We start from the raw sequence: 19,276 nt of genomic DNA on the forward strand, positions 1-19,276 counted from the left end.
TTTTACCCAAATGAAATTTCTGCATATAATCCTAGTTACTGCTACGTTACTTGTTTCGGCCGTCAAGTTTGGCAGTCCCGCAAAAGCTGAAGCAGCCCCGCTGCGGGCGCCACTTCCTCAGCCGGAGTGGCAGCCGTTTTGCTCGGCAATGGGTCAGTTTGCGATCGATATGCCGGGAAATCCCAAAATTAATACTGAAACTTTTTCAACTCAAATTACCACTCATACATACAGGTCGATCTTAAAAAACAAAGAAACTTATTTACTTCAATATTTTGACCTAGATTTTCGGACTAGCAACAAGAATATCAAAATTACTTTAAATAATGCAGTAGATTTTTTTGTCGTGGCTGCAAATGCTAAATTGCTGCAAGTGCGTGATATTTCCCTGGGCGGCTACCCGGGAAAAGAGTTTGAGTTTCAGCCACTTTCTCCCAAGGAACCTATAGGTGTCGGTCAAGTTTTTTTGGTCGAAAAGCGCGTTTACGGGCTGGTTGCTACTACTCCAGAGCCAGAAAATGCTCAAAAATTTCTCGACTCTTTTCGTTTGTATTGAAGCAGGAAGTTCGGCAACGGATGTCAGCGATCGGTCATCAGTCATCAGTCATTAGTCATTGGTAATTGGTAATTGGTAATTGGTAATTGGTAATTGGTAATTGGTAATTGGTAATTGGTAATTGGTAATTGGTAATTGGTAATTGGTAATTGGTAATCTCTAAAAATATTAGCTTTGGTAACTAAAAATATCGAATCAACCTGATTGATGATGAATAGTGCGTCCCGGAATAATTAAGTTAAATTTAATCTAATACCCGTTTGAAAAAAGAATGCAACTGCTTTGTCAGCTTCAAACCAATATTCAGTAACTCATCCCTAATCGCAAATCCTTCGACACTTCGACAAGCGCTCGCGCCGAAATCTAAAATCTAAAATCGTTCGACGCTCGCGCCGAAATCTAAAATCTAAAATGCTATAAGACCTTATTTTATTTTTTGTACTCTATCTAAGGACAGAGGTAAATTTTACACCTGTGGAGCGATGTAGCGGATTCCTAAATTTTATATGTTTGAGATAAGGCTTTTTAGAGAGCAGAAAGCAGCAGCTAAAATTCTGTGTGGCTTAATCTCACTCAACGAAGTCTCACTCATCGACAGCTTACCCGGAGGGTATTAACATATTATGAATAAACTAACACCAATTCTCATCAGCGGTCTCCTATTATTTGGAGCTGCTGCTTGCACTGAGGGGGCTAAAACTAGCGCCGATGCTCCTAATTCTACCACAGAAAATGTCAAGAGCCCGCCCCCAGCCGAGAATGTTCAAAAAACTCAGTCCGACGCAACTAGCGATGTTCGCAAAGCCCAAGCAAATTCTGATATCAGGGCCAGAGAACAGCGCAACAATGTGACTGGTGGCGATGCAATCAGAGCCGATGGCGACCTGAAAAGTGAAGTTCGTTCTAAGTTGGAAGTGAACATTACTAAAGGTGCGCTCACTGTTGAGGCAAAAGACGGGGCTGTTACCGTAGGTGGCACAGTTCCAAATCAAACTGATTTAGCTAAAATAGAGCCGCTAGCTAAAGAAATTAAGGGTGTCAAAAGCGTGAATGTTACGGCTGTTGTCGCCCCCGCTGCACCCGCCGCATCGCCTACCAAGTAATAAATTAGAAGGAAGTTAGGCAACGGATTTGGTAACGGATAGTTTGACGGATTTAACCGATACAAGTAAGAGGGAAAATTGGGGATTTCAAAAGTGCTTTCGCAGTGGATTACAACGCTTACGTGAATCTTCCGGTTGCGTTTTTTTGAGTTAAAGAGTTGAAGATTAACCCACTCAAAAATCCGCGTTCCAAACTCGCGCAATACCTGCAATTTGCCATTGGCAATTTGCCATTGGCAATTTACGATTTAAAATTCCCGATGATTAGTGGAAACCTGTCGGAAGATAGAGGTCGAGGTTATTCCCAGCGACCGATGAAAAATGTGGGGAAAAAATGACTAAATGTGATTGATGGCAGCAAGCAGATCGTAAATTCTGTAGTTGTGTAAAAACAGTATTTTTTGAAGGAGAAAAGAAATGGCTTTAGGTCAACACAAACGGGCTGTAGGATCGTTTTCTAATTACCGCGATACGGAACTAGCCTTGATGGAACTGCAAAGTAGCGGGTTTCCGATGAATAAGGTTTCGGTAGTTGGAGAAAATCTCGATCGCAGCGAAATTGCGGGCGCTACCGCTGGTAAGAGTACCGACGAGAAAGTCGGCGGCGGCGTAAAAGCAGGCGCGACAGCGGGAGTCGTGACGGGCGGTTTGATTGGGTTGCTCGGAAGTATTGGGGCGCTGGCGATTCCGGGAGTTGGCCCGGTGATGGCGGGGGGCGCGATCGCCACTCTGCTTGCTGATACTGTAGTCGGAGGCGCGATCGGGGCTGCTGCTGGCGGTTTGGTCGGCGGTTTGGTCGGTTTGGGTGTTCCCGAAGCCAAAGCTCAGGTTTATAACGATCGCCTCTCGCGCGGAGAATATTTGGTATTCGTAGAAGGAACGGATGCTGAGTTGGCCACCGCCGAAGGAATTATGAGCGTGCGGGGCATTCAGGATTGGGGCATTTACGATGTGCCTACAGACACCGGCCGCAGATCGATGGGTCGCCACAAGCGCGCTGTGGGCGTGTTTTCCACTCGCCGCGAGACTGAACACGCGCTGGGAGAACTGAGAACAGGGGGTTTCGACATGGATCGGGTTTCGGTCATTGCTAAGGATGGCGATTCTAAAGGGGATATCGCAGGCATTGACGTGCACGACAGCGCAGACAACAAGGCCGATGAAGGGGCGACTAAGGGTGCGCTCACAGGCGGAACCCTGGGCGGTTTGACTGGCTTGTTGGTAGGTCTCGGCTTGGTGGCAATTCCGGGTATCGGGCCGATTATGCTGGCTGGAGCCTCGGCTACGGCGATCGCCACTACGCTAGCAGGTACTGCTTTGGGTGCGGCTGCGGGTAGCTTGATCGGAGCTTTAGTCGGTTTGGGAATTCCTGAAGAGGAAGCCAGAGCTTATAACGATCGAGTGGCGAGGGGAGATTACTTGGTACTGGTTGACGGCAGCGAAGCAGAAGTCGCTAAAGCTGGGGCTGTTCTGAGCCGCGGAGGCATTCAGGATTGGAACACCTACGACTCTCCCAGCGTGGATACCGCTCGGGCAGATTACGGCACTCCCGGCACTCCCGGCGCTGATACTACGCCTGGTATTTACGACCCCAATCAGGGCGTTGCTGGCAAGCGTCGGGTTTGATCCTTCAGACTTTGTTTGGGTATTAGATCTCTCCAAAAAAGCAAGTCTGGAACAGGCAAGATGCCTGTTCCACAATAATTATTGGAGATGTCTATTATTTCTACCGACGGCTGGGACGATCGCACTGGCGCACTCGGATTGTTTAGGGCGCAGGCGTTTAGCCGAATGCGGGTAAAATTCTCTCAAAAGTCGGCTTTTTCTGTGAAAGCCGGCTTTTGTTTTGTTCGGGAAACCTCAAAAAAGCGACCAAGCAAAAGTTGAATTTTGAGAGTGCGAGCTGGGCTTTGGGTCGGCTGGTCGATCGGCTCTATAAATTTTTACACTCTAAATCCGCAGCGATTTGTGAGTCTGTAACACTCACTACTGCAAGGGTTGCAAACCCTGGAGTATTATCAAATTGGATGACTAAAATTGCAGCAGAGATTGCCCCGTTAGTCAAAGAGCGACTATCTTTAATTATGGGGTGGCTAATTTCAGCAAATTATATCAGGTGAAGTAGCCAGTCCCGCGCGCCGAGTACGGCCTGCGGTGGTCGGCAATTATTAGAATAATTATTGTCGTCGCCTTGGGGCAAGACTTAGGCTGGTCATTGGTTGGCTGTAGCAGCCCAATTGCCTTAGGCAAGACCGGCTAAAGGAATATAGTTTTTCTGGGAATGCCTCAGCGAAGCATTTTTTCCAGCCCAGGAACAGCTTTTATGTCCGGGAGCGCGTCTGGTGTCGGGCGTTCTGTTAATTAGAAGCGCAAGCGCTCATGGATCGAGTAAACATTAACAACAAGCACAGCAGCGCGGGAGTACGGGAACGGCTCGCGGCGCTTTTTTTGGCGAAATCTCAGGCCCATGGCAGCCTATTGCTGGTTTCGCCTGGGACTCGATCGGCCAGGCGAGCGAAACAGCCTTCCTGTTCGATTTCACGCTGCATTGAGCACAGTGGGGGGAGGTGACACTAGCTGAGCTGACCGGGCTCTGCTTTCATGGGCGATCGAAGAAAGAAGGCAAAAACTAAAAGATATTCGGAGTTGAAGCTTCGAGTCCTTATTTCTTTCGGGAACTAATAGAATAGATTTGCTCCCCTGTACCAGCAATTTGTGGGCTGTGAATGTGGCGCGGGTGCCGCCAGCAAGAACCCCAAAAATATGCGATCGACAACTTATCGATTTATCGATATTTTGTAAATAGTTAGTAGTTAATAGTTAGTGATTAGCAGTTAGTATAAATACAACTAACAATTAACAACTAACATCAGCCGCAACTAACTCTTAGCAGCATAAGACTTACAGGCGGAAGCGAGAAACTCGGTTTCTTCATAAATGCCCCTAGCCAAGCCCTACTTTTACGAAAAACCGGGTGGCTTTTCGTGAGTTCTACGTAAATTATCAGGGTGATGCTAGAAATCAACCAGTTTTGATAATTATTACTGCGGCAGTATTGGTTTAAGAACTGACTAGCAAACACGAGCATACAAACTTTCAGACAACATTGAACATCGAGAAATTAAGGAAACTCACTCAATTTTTTTATGAATTTCACTGAGATTTTAAGTGCCGATGAACTTGTAACTAGACATAGAAACGGGGAACGAGATTTTCGAGGAGCCAACCTCATTGCCGCTCATTTGATTGAATCTAATCTCAGTCGAACTAATTTGAGCAGCACTAATTTGAAAGGGGCCAACTTAATTAGAAGTAAACTAATAGGAGCTAATTTAAATGGTGCCGACTTGAGCGGGGCTAATTTATCTAAGGCGAAATTAATTGAAGCGAACCTAGGCAGTTGTAGTTTAACGGGAACTGTGGCGATCGGAGCCGATTTTAGCGGAGCAAATCTCAGCGGAGCAATATTGTCTCGCGCTGACTTGAGCAAAGCTGTGATGACTGGAGCGAGTTTAGTCGGAGCTTGTTTGCTAAGTGGCTCGAAACTAATTGAGGCTAATTTGAGCGGGGCGACGCTGAGCCGAGCAATTATGAGCGGGGTTGATTTAAGCAGAGCAAATCTGACTAGAGCAATTATGAGCGAAGTAGATTTGAACGGAGCAAACCTGAGCGGTGCAAATCTAATTCGGGCTTATCTCAATCGCGGAAATCTCAGCGGTGTCAATTTGGTTGGGGCGATTTTGAGCGAAGCAAGTCTGCGGGAGGCTTGTATTTGTGCTGCTAATTTGAGCGGTGCTGACTTGAGCGGTGCTGACTTGAAAGGAGCTAATTTAAATGGTTCTAATTTGAGCGGTGCTGACTTGCAAGGCGCTAATTTGAGTAAAGCTAATTTGAATGGTTTAATTCTGCATAATGCTGATTTGAGGGCTGCGAATTTGAACAAAGCTTCTCTCAGGGGAGCTGATTTGAGCGGTGCAAATTTATCGGGTGCTAGCTTGCTGGAAGCAGATTTGCGGGGAGCGAATTTGAGTCACGCCAATTTGTCGGGAGCGGGTTTGCTGCTGAGTTCTTTGACAGGGGCAAATTTGACAGGAACTAATTTGTCGGAGGCTAATTTGATTGGGGCTAGCTTGAATGTTGCTAATTTGAACCAAGCGGCTTTGAGCGGGGCTATTTTGCCGAATGGGGCTACTCACAGCCGCGATTGATCGGATGTCCGGTAGCGTGTTGATTGTCAGTTGCGAGCAGGCTAGCGATCGATCGCGCGTGAAGTCAAAAGCTTCACTTACGTTACGTCGCTTTTTTGCAGTGGCGCGCTACTCGCCGGTGCGAGATCTCGCACCGGCGTTTGACTGGCGACAAAGCGCCCCAAAAAATAGTTGCGAGGGCCCTCGCAACTATTTTTTGGAATTTTTTTGGTAATTTACTTGAAAATTTCTAGAATCCGTGCTATTGTCAAAAGGTTTGAGACATTGTGAGTTAGAGGTAAAACCCCGCAGAATGAAACAATTGGGAACCCATCTGGTCGCTGATGCTTGGGAGTCTCCTGGAGACCTCCTCAACGATCCTGAACGTATCCGCCGCGCCATACTCGATGCGATCGAAGCCGGAGGAGCTACTCTCATCGATTTGTGCGTACACCAGTTTAGTCCTCACGGAGTGACGGCTACTGCAACTTTGGCAGAGTCTCATATAGCAATCCATACTTGGCCTGAACACGGTTATTTTGCAGCAGACTTATTTTTCTGCGGAGCCGGCGACCCTCACCGAGCCATGAAGGTGCTACAGACAGCTTTGGAAGCTAAACAGGTAAAACTCACTGAGTTCACGCGCGGTTTCGAGCCCGGGGTGGGCATTCTAGGTTCTGCTTGTGAAGAGCAGTATGCACCTCGTTTAGTAGAAACGAGTGCAGCCAGAGGATGATAGCCAATTAGCGTAACTTTGAATATTTTATGCTAGGTTTTCGTTAAAATCCCACGGTTCGAGCCGTGGGATTCTTGTTGAAATTTACCGAAGAATTGGGTCTAAAGTCCCGCCGTTCTAGGGCGGCTTTCAAAATCTTTTGTGGCGTTGCTGATTTACGGTATGAAAGGCTAAATATGCCAGTCATAGAAACCACTATCGACAAAGCTTGGGGATTTTTAACTTATTTTTTTTCATACCCTGATTAAGCAACGCCGGAACCAAGAATCCCCACGCGTTTAGGACGCGGAGTGTCACTTTCCCTTTAACAAAGGGCGAACAACTAAATAACCTGCACCGAAGGCAGCAATAACAATCAGAAAAATGGCGATCGCCAACCACAATCCACTTAAGTCTGAGGCTTTTTTGGGTTGAGATCGAATGCGGTAAGGAGTTTCCGGCACCTCTGCAAATAATTTTTCTGGCAGTGTATCCGGCATGGGAGGGGCTGTTGGCTCCGGTAGAGGGAAGGGGAAAGCCACTTTCTGAGGTGGTTGAGGTACGGCAGAGCTAGTCCGCGAGGTTACAGGTGCTGGGGGCTCCGGTTCAACGCTGAAATTGAATTTGACTGAGGGCATTTGAGGCATCCCAGTCTGGGTGACGTTCTGAGCCGAGTTGACTACTTGTTGTAGCTGCTGGGATACTTGAACTACTGTTTCTACTTCTCGCCGCAGTTGTTGATTTTGTTGAACTAATTGCTGGTTGTGGGTTTTGAGGGAGTCGAGCATTGCTTGGGCTGCTTGCAATTCCGCCGTGACTTCTCGATAGAGGGAAATCGGTACCGATGGAGAGTAACTATTTGAGTTTTCAGGGTTCGTATTGTCAGATAAGGTAGTATTTTGCATAATTGTAGATGGCGAGGGTGAACTTTTTTAAGTTTAGCCTGAGAGTATTTGCAATTAGATCGATCGCAACACAATTCGTCAAGATATTTGTTACAGATTTTGAGAGTGAGTTTAATTAAATCTTAGAAGTTTTCAGTCGATCGCTATGAACAACCACCCAACTGCACAAAGTATGTCGCAAAAGTCAAGTACCGAGGAAATGAAATACGGCGAACGCGAGATTTTGGAAGGAGAGTTAATTACTTTCCCGAACCCGCGAGTCGGGCGGCGCTATACGATTAACATTACTTTGCCGGAGTTTACTTGCAAGTGTCCGTTTTCAGGCTATCCCGATTTTGCGGCGATTCACGTTACTTACGTGCCCGACGAGCGGGTGGTCGAGTTGAAGGCGCTGAAGCTCTACGTTAACAGTTATCGCGATCGCTACATTTCTCACGAAGAATCGATCAATCAAATTTTAGATGATTTTGTCGCAGCTTGCGCGCCGCTGTACGTGACGATTAAGGGGGATTTTCTGCCACGGGGGAACGTGCATACCGTGGTTGAGGTGCGGCACGAGAAGTAGAAGGTTGAGTCTTCTGCGGCTGGTACTGATTGCGGTAGGGGCGTCCTTGAGATTCTCAATCAGCACCGAAAGCATGATTCTGACGCACCGTTTTTTGCTTTCGGTGCGTCAGTGAGATTGTTGGTTTGGCTCGAAAATAACGCTAGAGTAGAACACCCTACTTAATTGCTTCGGAGAGAGATTCTAAGGAGATAAATTGTTTCACATCTAATATTTCGATCAATACCAGTTCTCCGCTGCTAGAATAGTGCAGAATCATTTGCCCTTCATCTTCGGCATAGGCGATCGGGCGATGGCGTTCCGCCCCGCAAGCTACGGAAATTTCGATCAGCATCGCATCTACATCTTGGCTGTATCTAATCTTTTTCATATCTTGACCTCTTACCCGGATAAGCAGTAATTACTAAAATTTTATCATTATATTATTGGTAAACCACTCTCAGGACAAGTCCATTCAATCTTTGTTGACAAATAAACTTTCCTTCACCACTTGCTTCTAACTTACTAGGAGTTCTAATAGTTTCACAGATAAAATCTGTTGATATTGTCACCCCGCGACTTTCTAGAATTTCTATTTTTAGTAAGGCGTGTTGACTGAATTCAATCCTTTTTATCACCTTTATTTCCTGTTTAATTATCGTTTTTACCCGGATGTAAGATGGGCATTGCCCACCCTACAATTAGTTTTAATTAGCTAGAGAAGTCTCAGTAATCGCACTTTTGGTCTCTGCTGTTTTCAATTCTGCCAACTTGTCCAAAATCTCCACAACTTCTCGTTCAAATATCACCTGAGCGCGATTAGTGCGCCCGCCGACGTATAGCTTGCCATTTTTTTCCAAAGCCCAAATCTGCGAGTGAGACAGATAGCTCATCATCACGCTGAGCATTAGCAACCCAAAGCCAGTATAAACGAGCGGAATTCCTGGATCGGCTTTAATTTGCAATCCCGTGCTGCCAACAACTTCATCAATTGCCAGCATCACTCCGTTAACTTCCACCGCTGTACCGGCGCGAACTGTAGTTAACAATTTGCCATCAGTACCGTAGACTAACATTGTACCTTGCAAGTCCTTTGCTAGCAGAGAAACTCCTGCACTCAAATCTGGTTTTGTCGGAATCCAAGCACCCCAAATTCGGCCTTTACCTTGGGTATCTAACTGAGCCATTGGCAATTGTAAAACCGGGCTTTTGTTGAGGCGAACTCGGACAGCGGCTAGGCTCCAATCTGCTTGATAAAAGGTGACTCCCCGGTATCTGAGGGGCTCGTTAACGTGAATGGTTTTCCGATCGACCTCTTGGCCTGTTTTGTCCAAAACTGACAGATCCGAGTAAAATTGGTCGATCGCCCCGCTCGGACTATAATCGATCCAGAACCGATTCACACGCACCGACCAATCCTTCGGTATTTGTGGCCCCGCCCAAGGCCCAGCATCAGTGATATTCTGCACCCGAAACGTTTCACCGCTAGGAACCAATTCTTGACCCATAAATCCAGTCATCGAGCCAAACATCGACCCAGCTAAAATAATTAGCATACTCGCGTGAACAATAATCGGGCCGATTTTACCAATTATGCCCTTGCGAGCATAAACTTTTTCACCTTCTCGAAATATGCGGTAATTTTTTTGCTGCAAAAGTTGTTCTAACGAACTCAAAGAACTTGTTTCTAATTCCGCACTGAGAGCTAATTTTTCAAACTGCTTCGGTTCTTCATAAAATTTCCAGCGGCGGGCGGCTTTTAGGGCAGGAAATTGTCGGGTAAAAGTGCAAGCTGTCAAGCTGCTGCCGAACAAAATTAGGATTGACAAAAACCACCAAGTGCGGTATACGTGGTCTAGTCCTGAAATCAGCACAACTTTCCAAGTTAGGAAGCCGAACAAAGCCGGGTGTTCTGGATAGTTGGATTGGTAAAATTCTACAGATTGACCTTGTTCGATGACGGTGCCGGAAATGCTGAAAAATGCGATCGCCAGCAGCAAGATAATTGCCAGCCGCAAATCTGCCAGCACTGGCAAAAGTTCTCGCTTGAAAAACTTTAGAGGCGCAGTCGCCCAGTCTGATAATTTAGATAGAAATACTTCTTTTGATATCATTGGAAATTGGTAATTGGTAATTGGTAATTGGTAATTGGTAATTGGTAATTGGTAATTGGTAATTGGTAATTGGGTAACACACTACCAATCACAATTAATTAATTCTCTGTATCCTTCAATTTTGTATTGTTTTCGGTAATTCTTAAAGGAGTGAAGTCCTTACTACGAACCTTACTACGAATCTTACTGCGAATTTTAGGCGGGAAGAATGCGGGAAAGCAGAGAAAACACGCCAAATCCTACTAATAAAACGCCACTAACAGGCGTAATCCAACTCGACCAACGGCGCAATTCTAACAACTTTTTAATGCTCGCGGTAAAAGTACCTGCTACAATCAGCGGAGCCACGTAGCCCGCAGCGTAAAACAGCAGCAACACACCGCCTAAAACCAGATCTCCCGTTTTGGAAACCCAAGCTAATAGGGTAGCTAAAACCGGCGTGCTACAGGGAGAAGCTACTAAACCAAAAGTTAAGCCTAATAAGTACGATCGCACGCCCGCAGGCAAATCTTTCGGAACCCAGCCCACAGCGTCAAAAGACGGCATTTGTAAGGGTAAGGCTTCCAGTAAATTCAGCCCCATTAAAATCGCGATGATGCTGACAACGATCGGCAAACCCAGACCAATTTTGCCATAAACTTGACCAGCAAATGATGCTACAATGCCTAAACCCGCAAGAGTTGTCGCCAATCCCAGGGCAAACCATGCCGACTGGGCAGCAGCTTGCAGGCGGCTTTTTGCTTCGTATCCGCCGATGTAGCCGATCGTGATCGGCAACATGGAAAGCATACAGGGCGTCAAGCTCGTTAGCAACCCTGCCAGAAAAATCACTCCGACACTGACTAAACTCAGGTGTGTCAGTTGAGTGTTGACTAAATTATTAGCAAATTGTGCGAGTTGATAAAGTTGGGTTTGCAGGGTTTCCATCGGTCGATTTTAGATTTTAGATTTTAGATTTTAGATTGACTCCGGTGTCATCGAATTGAGATTTTAGATTTTAGATTGACTCTACAGATGAATCTGGGATATTCAACTAAATATCTATTTTTTCGGTTCTCCACGACTTAAGTCGGGGCTTATATCCCTATGCAAGTGAGTTCCGGCGAGTGTGATGTTCTGGCTATGTTGAAAATTGTAACAGATTCGGGTCGCTTCGGTTCAAGATTTGAGATGTGAGCGCGATCGCCTGATTGAGAGTGCTCGCGGGCGATCGTCAACTGCGATAATAGACTTGTTGCAAAAATAGCTAGGACGGGTTCGCCAGCCCATCCACAATTTTTTTTTCTTGTGGGATGGACAGACGAACCCGTCCGAAAATTTGATTCAAAGGACTTTGGCAATTCCAGCCCAATAAGCATCGCGAATTAAATAATTTATACATATTTGTGGGATGGGCGTCCCGCCAGTCATGAGAGGACGGGCGGGACGCCCATCCCACAAAAACCATCAATTTGTAAGTTATTTAATTCTCATTCCTAAGTGATTGCAAGATTATTCACCTTTTCCAATAATCTAAATCATCAAGATAGAGTCATGTTGCCATTTTGGCAGGTTTCAAATTTAGCTAAGCGGACTCCAATAAGTTCTGGGTTTAAATCAGCCTGTAGATCTATAGTGGTTCTCAAAAAAGTGAGGTACGTTGTTGGGATGCGAGCGCTCTTATATTTATTATATAGTAAGCGAGGTCGCATTAAAAACTCCATTTATAGTCATACCTCATCTTTCTAAGAAAGGCTATATGTATTAACCAAAGTGTGGTCTTAAAAATTTAAGTAGATAAATACACTAAACGCTCTTCTAAACCCGGTTTGTGCGAGAAATATTGGTGTGGAAGCGCAGTATTTAAGAAGAAACCGGGTTTCTCACCCGCGCGTGTAAATCCTAAAATATCAACAATTTGAGTTGGTAAATCAGCACCAACACCAAGATTCCTTGTCTGAGGTGCAATACGATGAAAGCAATCTCTTTGAGGCTGAGATTGCTTTCATCGCACGGCTAGCCCAGGAGAGATTTTGGTTAAAATGCGTCCAGGATTGCCAATAGCAGTTAAGTAGACTCTAGGGGAGCCATTGTCAGCCCAGCACGGCTCAATTGCATATGATAAAGTTCTGCTTGCTCTTGCGGGCCAACCCAGACGGTGGCCTGGCCTTCGTTGTGGATTTGGTCGGCGAGTTTCCAAGCTCGATCGCTCGTCATGCCTGGAATGTACTTAGTCAGACATTCCACAACGTGCTGAAACGTGTTGAAATCGTCGTTGAGGACTATTACCCGATAATTTGGATAAGGCTTGCGGGTAACTTGACTCGATCGAACGGGTGCTATGGTTGGTGAAGAGGTCATCGCGCGAACAGCCACTGAAACTACAAAATTTGTAAAAGAGTTACCGATAGCACTATAACACAATTTGAGATTTCTGAACCGAACTCGGCACTTACTGTCCCCTTCGCGGATTTTAGATTTTAGATTCGGGAATGACTTACGGGATTTTGAATGGGAGCATCTCAGTTTTGCATTTACTATAGTGCTATCCCCGAAGAGCGAGTATTGCAGCACTCGCGAGCTCGCGACAGGGCGCACTATAATAATTAATTTTTTCAAAAAAGAGATGCTCCCTTTTGAATTCCTCCACTAAAATACCGGTTATTCGCAAACAGTATCAGGATTTTAGATTTCCTGTACGATAGCAACTGCATTGGCAAAATACCATTTTCAGATTGGATTTGCGCCGCCAGATTGGCGACGCTTTGACGCATTGTTCGATCTGTCATAGCCTGTTGAATCGCTTTTATAAGTCGTTCAACTCAACAGCCTAAAGTTTTGCTAAGGCTCGATCGATATGCACTTTCATTTTTTCGGCCAAGACAGGGACATTGGGTTCTTGAAGAATACTTAGATGATCTCCAGGGATATCATATATGTCTAATCCTCCAACTGCCAGATCCTTCCAGTTTTCCAAAGTGCTAAAGTGACTTTCATCCTTCGCTCGGAACAAAACCGCCCTGCCTGGATAAGGTTGTGGCTTGTAACTGTTGAAAGCGTAATTCCGAAACTCTACTCCAGGATCTACCTTATGATTATTAATCATCATGCCAGAAGTCGATTTAGTCTTCGATTTTAGGATCTTTTTTAACAAATAGGGAAGCCCTTGTTGGCGCAGCTTTTTGAGATGAAAAGCCAGCTTCTGGCTGAATGACAGTTTGTTTTTTCCTGGAATCGCACTATCCAAAAGACCCAGTAAAGCTACCTCCTCACCCTGTAAATGAAGTAGATGTGCCATTTCAAAGGCTACTAAGCCACCTAATGACTCACCCGCTAGGAGGTAAGGCCCTTTAGGTTGATGTTTTTGGATTTCTTTGAGATAGCGAGTTGCCATATCTGCAACACTCACTAAATCCGTTGGTGATTTGTCAAGTTTATCCTTTTGGAACATACTGACTTCCTCGTTGAGATAAACTCCATAACAGGTCTGGTCTTTGCCGAGGTGTCTTGACAAATCATAGTAAAGAAATATGCCGTAAATGAAGAATAAAGGTAGTTTGGAACTGCCTTCCTGAATCGTGACTAAAGCCTGTGCAGAAGACAAACATCCTTCTTCGCGAAGGGTGTTAGCCAACTGCTGAATCGTTGGTGATTGGAAAAGAATAGCTAAAGATAGCTCTTTCTTGTAGGTTTCCTCTATTTCACGAATTAGCGATATCGCTAATAGGGAATGTCCTCCCAACTCGAAAAAATTATCTGTGGTACTGATGGGTGAAGTATGCAATACTTTTTCCCAAATCTTGATGAGTTGAATTTCCAAATCATCCTGGGGACGGGCCAATTCTCTTGGCTTTTCTTGCTGTACTTTATTTGTCGTCTCGGAGGGAGCGGGAGGATTGGGTGTGGCGGATTCGACTGGTTTTGCTTCGCGAGATTGTTCGGGTACGGGTAGAGCTTTACGATCGACCTTACCATTAGGTGTTAGGGGTAGAGCTTCCAAGAAAACAAAGATAGACGGCACCATATATTCTGGTACGTAGTCTTTGAGCAGACTTCGCAGTTCTTGGATGGTGGGGTTCTGATTGTTGAGGGCGACAATATAACCCACTAGACGCTTGTCGCCTGGAACATCTTCCCTGACGATGACAACGGCCTGCTGCACCTTGGGGTGTTTGACCAAAACAGACTCGATTTCACCGAGTTCGATCCGAAAACCGCGAATTTTGACTTGAAAATCTAGGCGACCCAAACACTCAATATTTCCATCTGGCAAATAACGCGCTAAGTCCCCCGTCTTGTAGATTCGTTCGCTTTCCCGAAATGGATTAGGAATAAATCTCTCTGTGGTTAAATCGTCACGCTGCAAATAGCCCCGGGCTAATCCTGAACCACCAATATGTAATTCCCCAGCCACCCCAATGGGAACGGGTTGCAGGAGAGGATCTAAGATGTAGATATCGGTGTTGGCGATCGGCTTACCAATTAAAATTCGCTGTTCGGCATCTTTGACTTGATAAACCGTTGACCAAACTGTTGTTTCTGTCGGCCCGTACATATTCCAAAGTTCTGTACCTTTGGTTAACAATTGGGCAGCCAATTCTTTGGGCATGGCTTCCCCACCGGAGAGCATTTTCATCCGGGACTGACCTTCCCAACCCGGTTCCAGCAATAATAATCGCCAAGTCGCTGGGGTAGCTTGCAGGATCGTAATCCCCAATTGGACGATCGTCCTTAATAACTTTCTGCCATCCATGGCAGCTTCCCGACTCAGGATGACAACCTGCGCTCCCACAGTCAGGGGTAAGTACAGTTCTAAGACTGCAATATCAAACGAGAGAGTGGTGACAGACAGCAAAATATCCGCCTCACAGATTCCCGGTTGCTCGCGCATCGAACGTAAAAAATTGACTGCGCCGCGGTGAAGAACTTGTACGCCTTTGGGCTTACCCGTAGAACCAGACGTGTAAATGACGTAGGCCATATTTTCTGGCGTAACACTTGCGATCGGTGTTTCCTGACTCTCTTGGGCAATGAGAGACCAATCCGCATCCAAACAGATGACCAATGCTTCTTTGGCTGCTTTGGTAGGCAGGTTCTTGACAAGCTGCTGTTGTGTTAACAATAGTTTGGCTTCGGAATTCTCGATCATGTATTCCACGCGATCGTCCGGGTAGTTCGGGTCTATGGGAACATAGGCTCCGCCCGCCTTCAGCACACCTAATAATCCCACCAGCATTTCCAGAGAACGATCGACACAAATGCCAACTAAATCATCTGGTTTTACCCCTTTTTTTTGTAAATAGTGGGCTAGTTGATTGGAGCGTTGATGCAGTTCTTGGTAAGTTAATGTTTGACCTTCAAAGGAAACCGCAATTTTCTCTGGAGTTGCTTCTGCTTGTTGAGTCACTAAGTGGTGGAGGCATCGATCTTGTGACTCATCTGTTTGAGTCTGATTCCATTCCACAAGCAACAAATTTTTCTCTTTGTCTGGCAACAACGGCAATGCAGAAATCGGTTGTTCTGCATGAGCCACAATCCCAGCCAACAAAATCTGGAAATGCTCGTTCATTCGTTCAATGGTTTCTGCATCAAACAAATCCCTGCTGTAAGACCAACTCCCCTCCAATCCTTCGCTGGTTGGTTTTAAGTACAAAGTTAAGTCAAACTTCCCTTCGTTATTTTCAATCACCCAAGGACTTGCTGTTAATTTTGACAGATCGATCGTTTGGAAGGGAATATTTTCCTCAAAGACAAAGGTCACTTGAAACAGAGGAGAATAGCTCAAATCGATCTCGGGACAAAATTGATCGACCAACAAACAATAGGGTACATCTTGATAGGCTTGCGCTAACAAAACGACTTTCCGCACTCGTCCCAGAAACTCTAGGAACGTGGGATTGCCGGACATATCTGTACGAAGGGGGACAGCATTCACAAAATTTTCTGAATTCACACGGCTCACAAAAGGGGAGCCAACAATCACGTCTTCTGTACCTGTATAGCGATACAGCAAAATATTAAAGGCGGCTAACAGGGTTGTTGAGAGAGTGACCCCTTCCTGCTCGGCCAATATACCTAAGGCAGTCGCGATTTCCCCAGAAATGCCAAAAGACAGAGAAGCTTCCCGAAAGGATTGCTCTGGGGGGCGCGGTCGGTCAGTGGGTAGGGGTAATAAAGGAGGGGCTCCAGCAAGTTGTTTTTTCCAATAGGCTAAGGAGTCTTGAAGGGGGAGCTTTCGTACCTCTGACATCAGAGTTGCATAGGATGTTTCGTAGATTGCCCGATCGATAGATTGGAATTTGGGATCGTAATACAAGATTAATCTCAGGATCCCCAAGGCTGCAACCCATTCTTTAGCTCGTATATATTTCTGGATTTCGTAAGGCAATCGATCGCCAAAAAGCTTAGTCCAGTGTTTTTTTCCTTCTTCATAGGCAACTAGATATTCTTCTTTTTTAGTTTGTTCAACGTAACTCCATTGCTGAGAATGATCTCGAATTGCATGGATCAGAAAGTAGGTCGATTTACTGGATATATTATTGCCAGTGTAGCGATATTGAGAAACGACTTCACCGTGGAAATAGACAGGAAAATTACGGGCAATTCGCAAACATAAATTGTAATCTTCGATCGCTAATACACTTGGATCAAATGCACCGATAGACTCAATGGCGACAGTATCGAGGGCAGCACGGCGAAACATAATACAACCGCATTGAATCCTATGCCGGATAGCTAAAATAGTTTCATAATTAGCAACTTCAGGCTGATTCTCATATTTCTCTTCTACTTTGTAGGAGCCATCAGGTTGAATGGAATAGAAGAAATAACGACCAAAGACAAAGCCCACCTCTGGCAGGGCGTTGAGATGCTTGACTCCAATCTCGATCGCTTCAGGTAACAGGCAATCATCACTATCCAGGAAAAGAATATACTCTCCCGTACTAACCCGCAGACCAGTATTGCGTGCAGCCGCCACACCTTGGTTATTTTGATAGACGTATGTTACTTTCGGGTAGCGATCGCAGACTTCTTTCGTATCATCAGTAGAGCCATCGTCTACTACGATCACCTCAAACGGAGGGTAGCTTTGTTCCAGAATGCTCTCAATTGCTTCCGGTAAAAATTGGGCGCAATTATAAGATGGAATCACTACCGATACATTTTTTGTCATTTTCTAGACTCCCAAAGTTATGTTAAAAGTTTCTGCACCCAATATTTAAAATATATCTCTCCAGACATCTATCTGTCCACACATTTATCTGTCCCCACATCTATCTGTTACAACAAAATTGCTATAGCAAGGGGAAAAGTGCCGATTTTGCGAGGTCGGGAGGTCTTTACTATCCCTTCCCTCCCACACATGGCTCGATCTCCACAGGTTAAGATACCGTGCAAGGCAGTGGAAATACCTAAAATACCACACCTATTTTTACATCCATTTAAGTAGGTAGGTAGGCGAGATTAAATAAACTTTATTATGTAACAATATGTAAACAAGGCTAACGAGTGCTGCTAGATGTGTATTTGAATACTTTACAATCGTTTACATATTTGCATTTTACAGCGCCGACCTACTTAGTGGTCTACAATTAATGTTTTTCGCATTCTTAATCCTTGTATAGAAATGGTTACATCGAATTACATCATTACTTTTGCAGGACTAAGCGAACCTATTAAGTTATAGCGGTTCTCACAAAGATTCGCGGACGTTGTTGGGAAGAAGGCGCTCTTGATTTAAGCGTTTATGTAAGCTGTCAGCCATACCTCATCTTTTTGAGAAAGGCTATATACCATTTGTTAAAAATGATGCGACTGTATTTGCAGAGTGTGTCGCTCTCTTTCAATGCCAGGCATTGAATCGACTTTTCGACTGGCGATGCACCTTAGATATCGGGGAAAATCAACAAATCCAACAATTGTTATGTCGCACGATTTCTGAAAGATGGTATTAGGATAATCGGTAATCGATAGTTGGTAATCAGTAGTCGGAAATCAGAAAAAAGCTTTCAGGTTAAAAGCTTAAAAGCCCCTCACCAATTACCAATTACCAATTACCCATTACCGGTATTAGTAGCGAGAACTTCAGTCCTCGGAAACAAAAACTAAAGTCCCCACTACAAACCGATAAAAGTTCGTAGTGAGGACTTCAGTTCTAAAACTCAGATGTTACTAAGCCGCAGCCAAATTTGCTGCTGCGAAATCCCAGTTAGCCAAATTGTCTAGGAAATTAGCAATGTAATCGGGACGGCGATTTTGGAAATCCAAATAATAAGCGTGTTCCCACACATCCAAAGTCAGCAAAGGAGTTTGGCCGTGTGCTAGCGGGGTGTCAGCGTTAGCAGTTTTGGTAACTTTCAAAGTACCGTTGTCCACAACCAGCCAAGCCCAGCCGCTGCCGAACTGAGTTGTCGCAGCAGCCTTAAATTCTTCTTTGAATTTGTCGAAGCTGCCAAAGTCGGCATTGATTTTATCAGCTAAAGCTCCTGTCGGAGTGCCGCCGCCGCCCGCTTTGAGGGAATTCCAAAAGAAATTGTGGTTCCAAACTTGACCTGCATTGTTGAAGATGCCGGCTTTGGATGGATCTTTGGCAGATTCCATTACAATTTCTTCTAGGGATTTGCTGGCTAGTTCGGTGCCTTCAATCAGTTTGTTGAGATTGGTCACGTAAGCAGCATGGTGCTTGTCGTGGTGGAACGAAAACGTGTTGGCCGACATATGACCTGACTCTAGGGCGTCAGCGGCGAAGGGTAATGGTGCGAGTGTAAATGCCATTGTGTTCAATCCTCTCTTGGTGGCTTTTTTGGGTTGACTTTCCGGCTTTTGTATGATTTGAGCCATTTTATCTCAGTTGCAGCATTTTAGAATCTTGAATTCTACTTTTCACCAAATCTACTAATACCAGGTTTCACATAGCACAAACATTGCCTAAAAGTCAACCCGCCTGGGCAATATATAAAAGTTGGTAGGAAATTGTCACTAGACAGAATTTTAATGATGGTTATAAATAAATTAAACCTGTTTTTTATCAAATATAAGCTCAATTTAACTTAAGCTGTAAGCAAGTCCAACAAATTCCCGGAGCAGTCAATGGAAAACCGTTCAAATAACCAGACTAATTCCCCTCCTAAATGGTTGAATTTGAAACTAATAGTCAGCGGTCTGGAAACAGT

General features: G+C 45.1%; 14 protein-coding genes and 1 pseudogene. 7 read left to right on the plus strand and 8 right to left on the minus strand.

Going from position 1 to position 19,276, the window contains the following annotated elements:
- Positions 1–10 precede the first annotated feature (10 nt).
- Positions 11–556: a hypothetical protein gene (locus JGK20_RS02435; RefSeq protein WP_293210272.1), complete on the plus strand. Its 546-nt coding sequence runs from the start codon at positions 11–13 to the stop codon at positions 554–556.
- Between the two features lie 87 nt (positions 557–643).
- Here JGK20_RS02435 and JGK20_RS34415 read toward each other — a convergent pair.
- A pseudogene (locus JGK20_RS34415) lies at positions 644–706 on the minus strand (hypothetical protein); the annotation flags it as partial.
- 473 nt (positions 707–1,179) lie between these two features.
- On the opposite strand from JGK20_RS34415, the gene JGK20_RS02440 reads away from it, so the two are divergent.
- The 5 genes from JGK20_RS02440 to speD all read left to right on the plus strand — a co-directional run bounded on the left by JGK20_RS02440 (position 1,180) and on the right by speD (position 6,582).
- Positions 1,180–1,659, plus strand: a complete 480-nt coding sequence (locus JGK20_RS02440; protein ID WP_293176480.1) for a BON domain-containing protein — start codon at positions 1,180–1,182, stop codon at positions 1,657–1,659.
- 158 nt (positions 1,660–1,817) lie between these two features.
- Positions 1,818–1,997 carry a hypothetical protein gene (locus JGK20_RS02445; protein WP_293210267.1) on the plus strand — a complete coding sequence of 60 codons (180 nt, stop codon included), beginning with the start codon at positions 1,818–1,820 and terminating at the stop codon, positions 1,995–1,997.
- 79 nt (positions 1,998–2,076) lie between these two features.
- Entirely contained in the window at positions 2,077–3,285 is a 1,209-nt protein-coding gene (locus JGK20_RS02450) for a general stress protein (RefSeq protein WP_293210265.1), read from the plus strand.
- Positions 3,286–4,805: 1,520 nt separating this feature from the next.
- Complete coding sequence (locus tag JGK20_RS02455; RefSeq protein ID WP_293176474.1) at positions 4,806–5,867, plus strand: pentapeptide repeat-containing protein; 1,062 nt, start codon at positions 4,806–4,808, stop codon at positions 5,865–5,867.
- A gap of 292 nt (positions 5,868–6,159) precedes the next feature.
- Positions 6,160–6,582 (plus strand): adenosylmethionine decarboxylase, encoded by a 423-nt coding sequence (gene speD / locus JGK20_RS02460; RefSeq protein WP_293176472.1) that lies wholly within the window; start codon positions 6,160–6,162, stop codon positions 6,580–6,582.
- Positions 6,583–6,875: 293 nt separating this feature from the next.
- Here the strand turns inward: speD and JGK20_RS02465 are convergent, their stop codons facing one another.
- Positions 6,876–7,466 (minus strand): hypothetical protein, encoded by a 591-nt coding sequence (locus tag JGK20_RS02465; RefSeq protein ID WP_293189527.1) that lies wholly within the window; start codon positions 7,464–7,466, stop codon positions 6,876–6,878.
- Between the two features lie 145 nt (positions 7,467–7,611).
- On the opposite strand from JGK20_RS02465, the gene queF reads away from it, so the two are divergent.
- Positions 7,612–8,031: a preQ(1) synthase gene (gene queF / locus JGK20_RS02470; RefSeq protein ID WP_293229197.1), complete on the plus strand. Its 420-nt coding sequence runs from the start codon at positions 7,612–7,614 to the stop codon at positions 8,029–8,031.
- A 157-nt stretch (positions 8,032–8,188) separates the two neighbouring features.
- Here queF and JGK20_RS02475 read toward each other — a convergent pair whose 3' ends face one another.
- From JGK20_RS02475 to JGK20_RS02500, 6 genes are all read right to left on the minus strand, one after another.
- Entirely contained in the window at positions 8,189–8,401 is a 213-nt protein-coding gene (locus tag JGK20_RS02475; RefSeq protein WP_293229200.1) for a DUF2283 domain-containing protein, read from the minus strand.
- Between the two features lie 316 nt (positions 8,402–8,717).
- Positions 8,718–10,124 carry a cytochrome c biogenesis protein gene (locus tag JGK20_RS02480; RefSeq protein WP_293224025.1) on the minus strand — a complete coding sequence of 469 codons (1,407 nt, stop codon included), beginning with the start codon at positions 10,122–10,124 and terminating at the stop codon, positions 8,718–8,720.
- Positions 10,125–10,319: 195 nt separating this feature from the next.
- Positions 10,320–11,051, minus strand: a complete 732-nt coding sequence (locus JGK20_RS02485) for a cytochrome c biogenesis protein CcdA (RefSeq protein WP_293145339.1) — start codon at positions 11,049–11,051, stop codon at positions 10,320–10,322.
- Between the two features lie 1,119 nt (positions 11,052–12,170).
- Entirely contained in the window at positions 12,171–12,464 is a 294-nt protein-coding gene (clpS, locus tag JGK20_RS02490) for an ATP-dependent Clp protease adapter ClpS (protein ID WP_293145351.1), read from the minus strand.
- Between the two features lie 469 nt (positions 12,465–12,933).
- Positions 12,934–17,277, minus strand: a complete 4,344-nt coding sequence (locus JGK20_RS02495) for an amino acid adenylation domain-containing protein (protein WP_293189525.1) — start codon at positions 17,275–17,277, stop codon at positions 12,934–12,936.
- Between the two features lie 998 nt (positions 17,278–18,275).
- Positions 18,276–18,878: a superoxide dismutase gene (locus JGK20_RS02500; protein WP_293176460.1), complete on the minus strand. Its 603-nt coding sequence runs from the start codon at positions 18,876–18,878 to the stop codon at positions 18,276–18,278.
- Between the last annotated feature and the right edge of the window lie 398 nt (positions 18,879–19,276).

It is taken from the genome of Microcoleus sp. PH2017_05_CCC_O_A, assembly GCF_020738785.1.
Lineage (GTDB): Bacteria > Cyanobacteriota > Cyanobacteriia > Cyanobacteriales > Microcoleaceae > Microcoleus.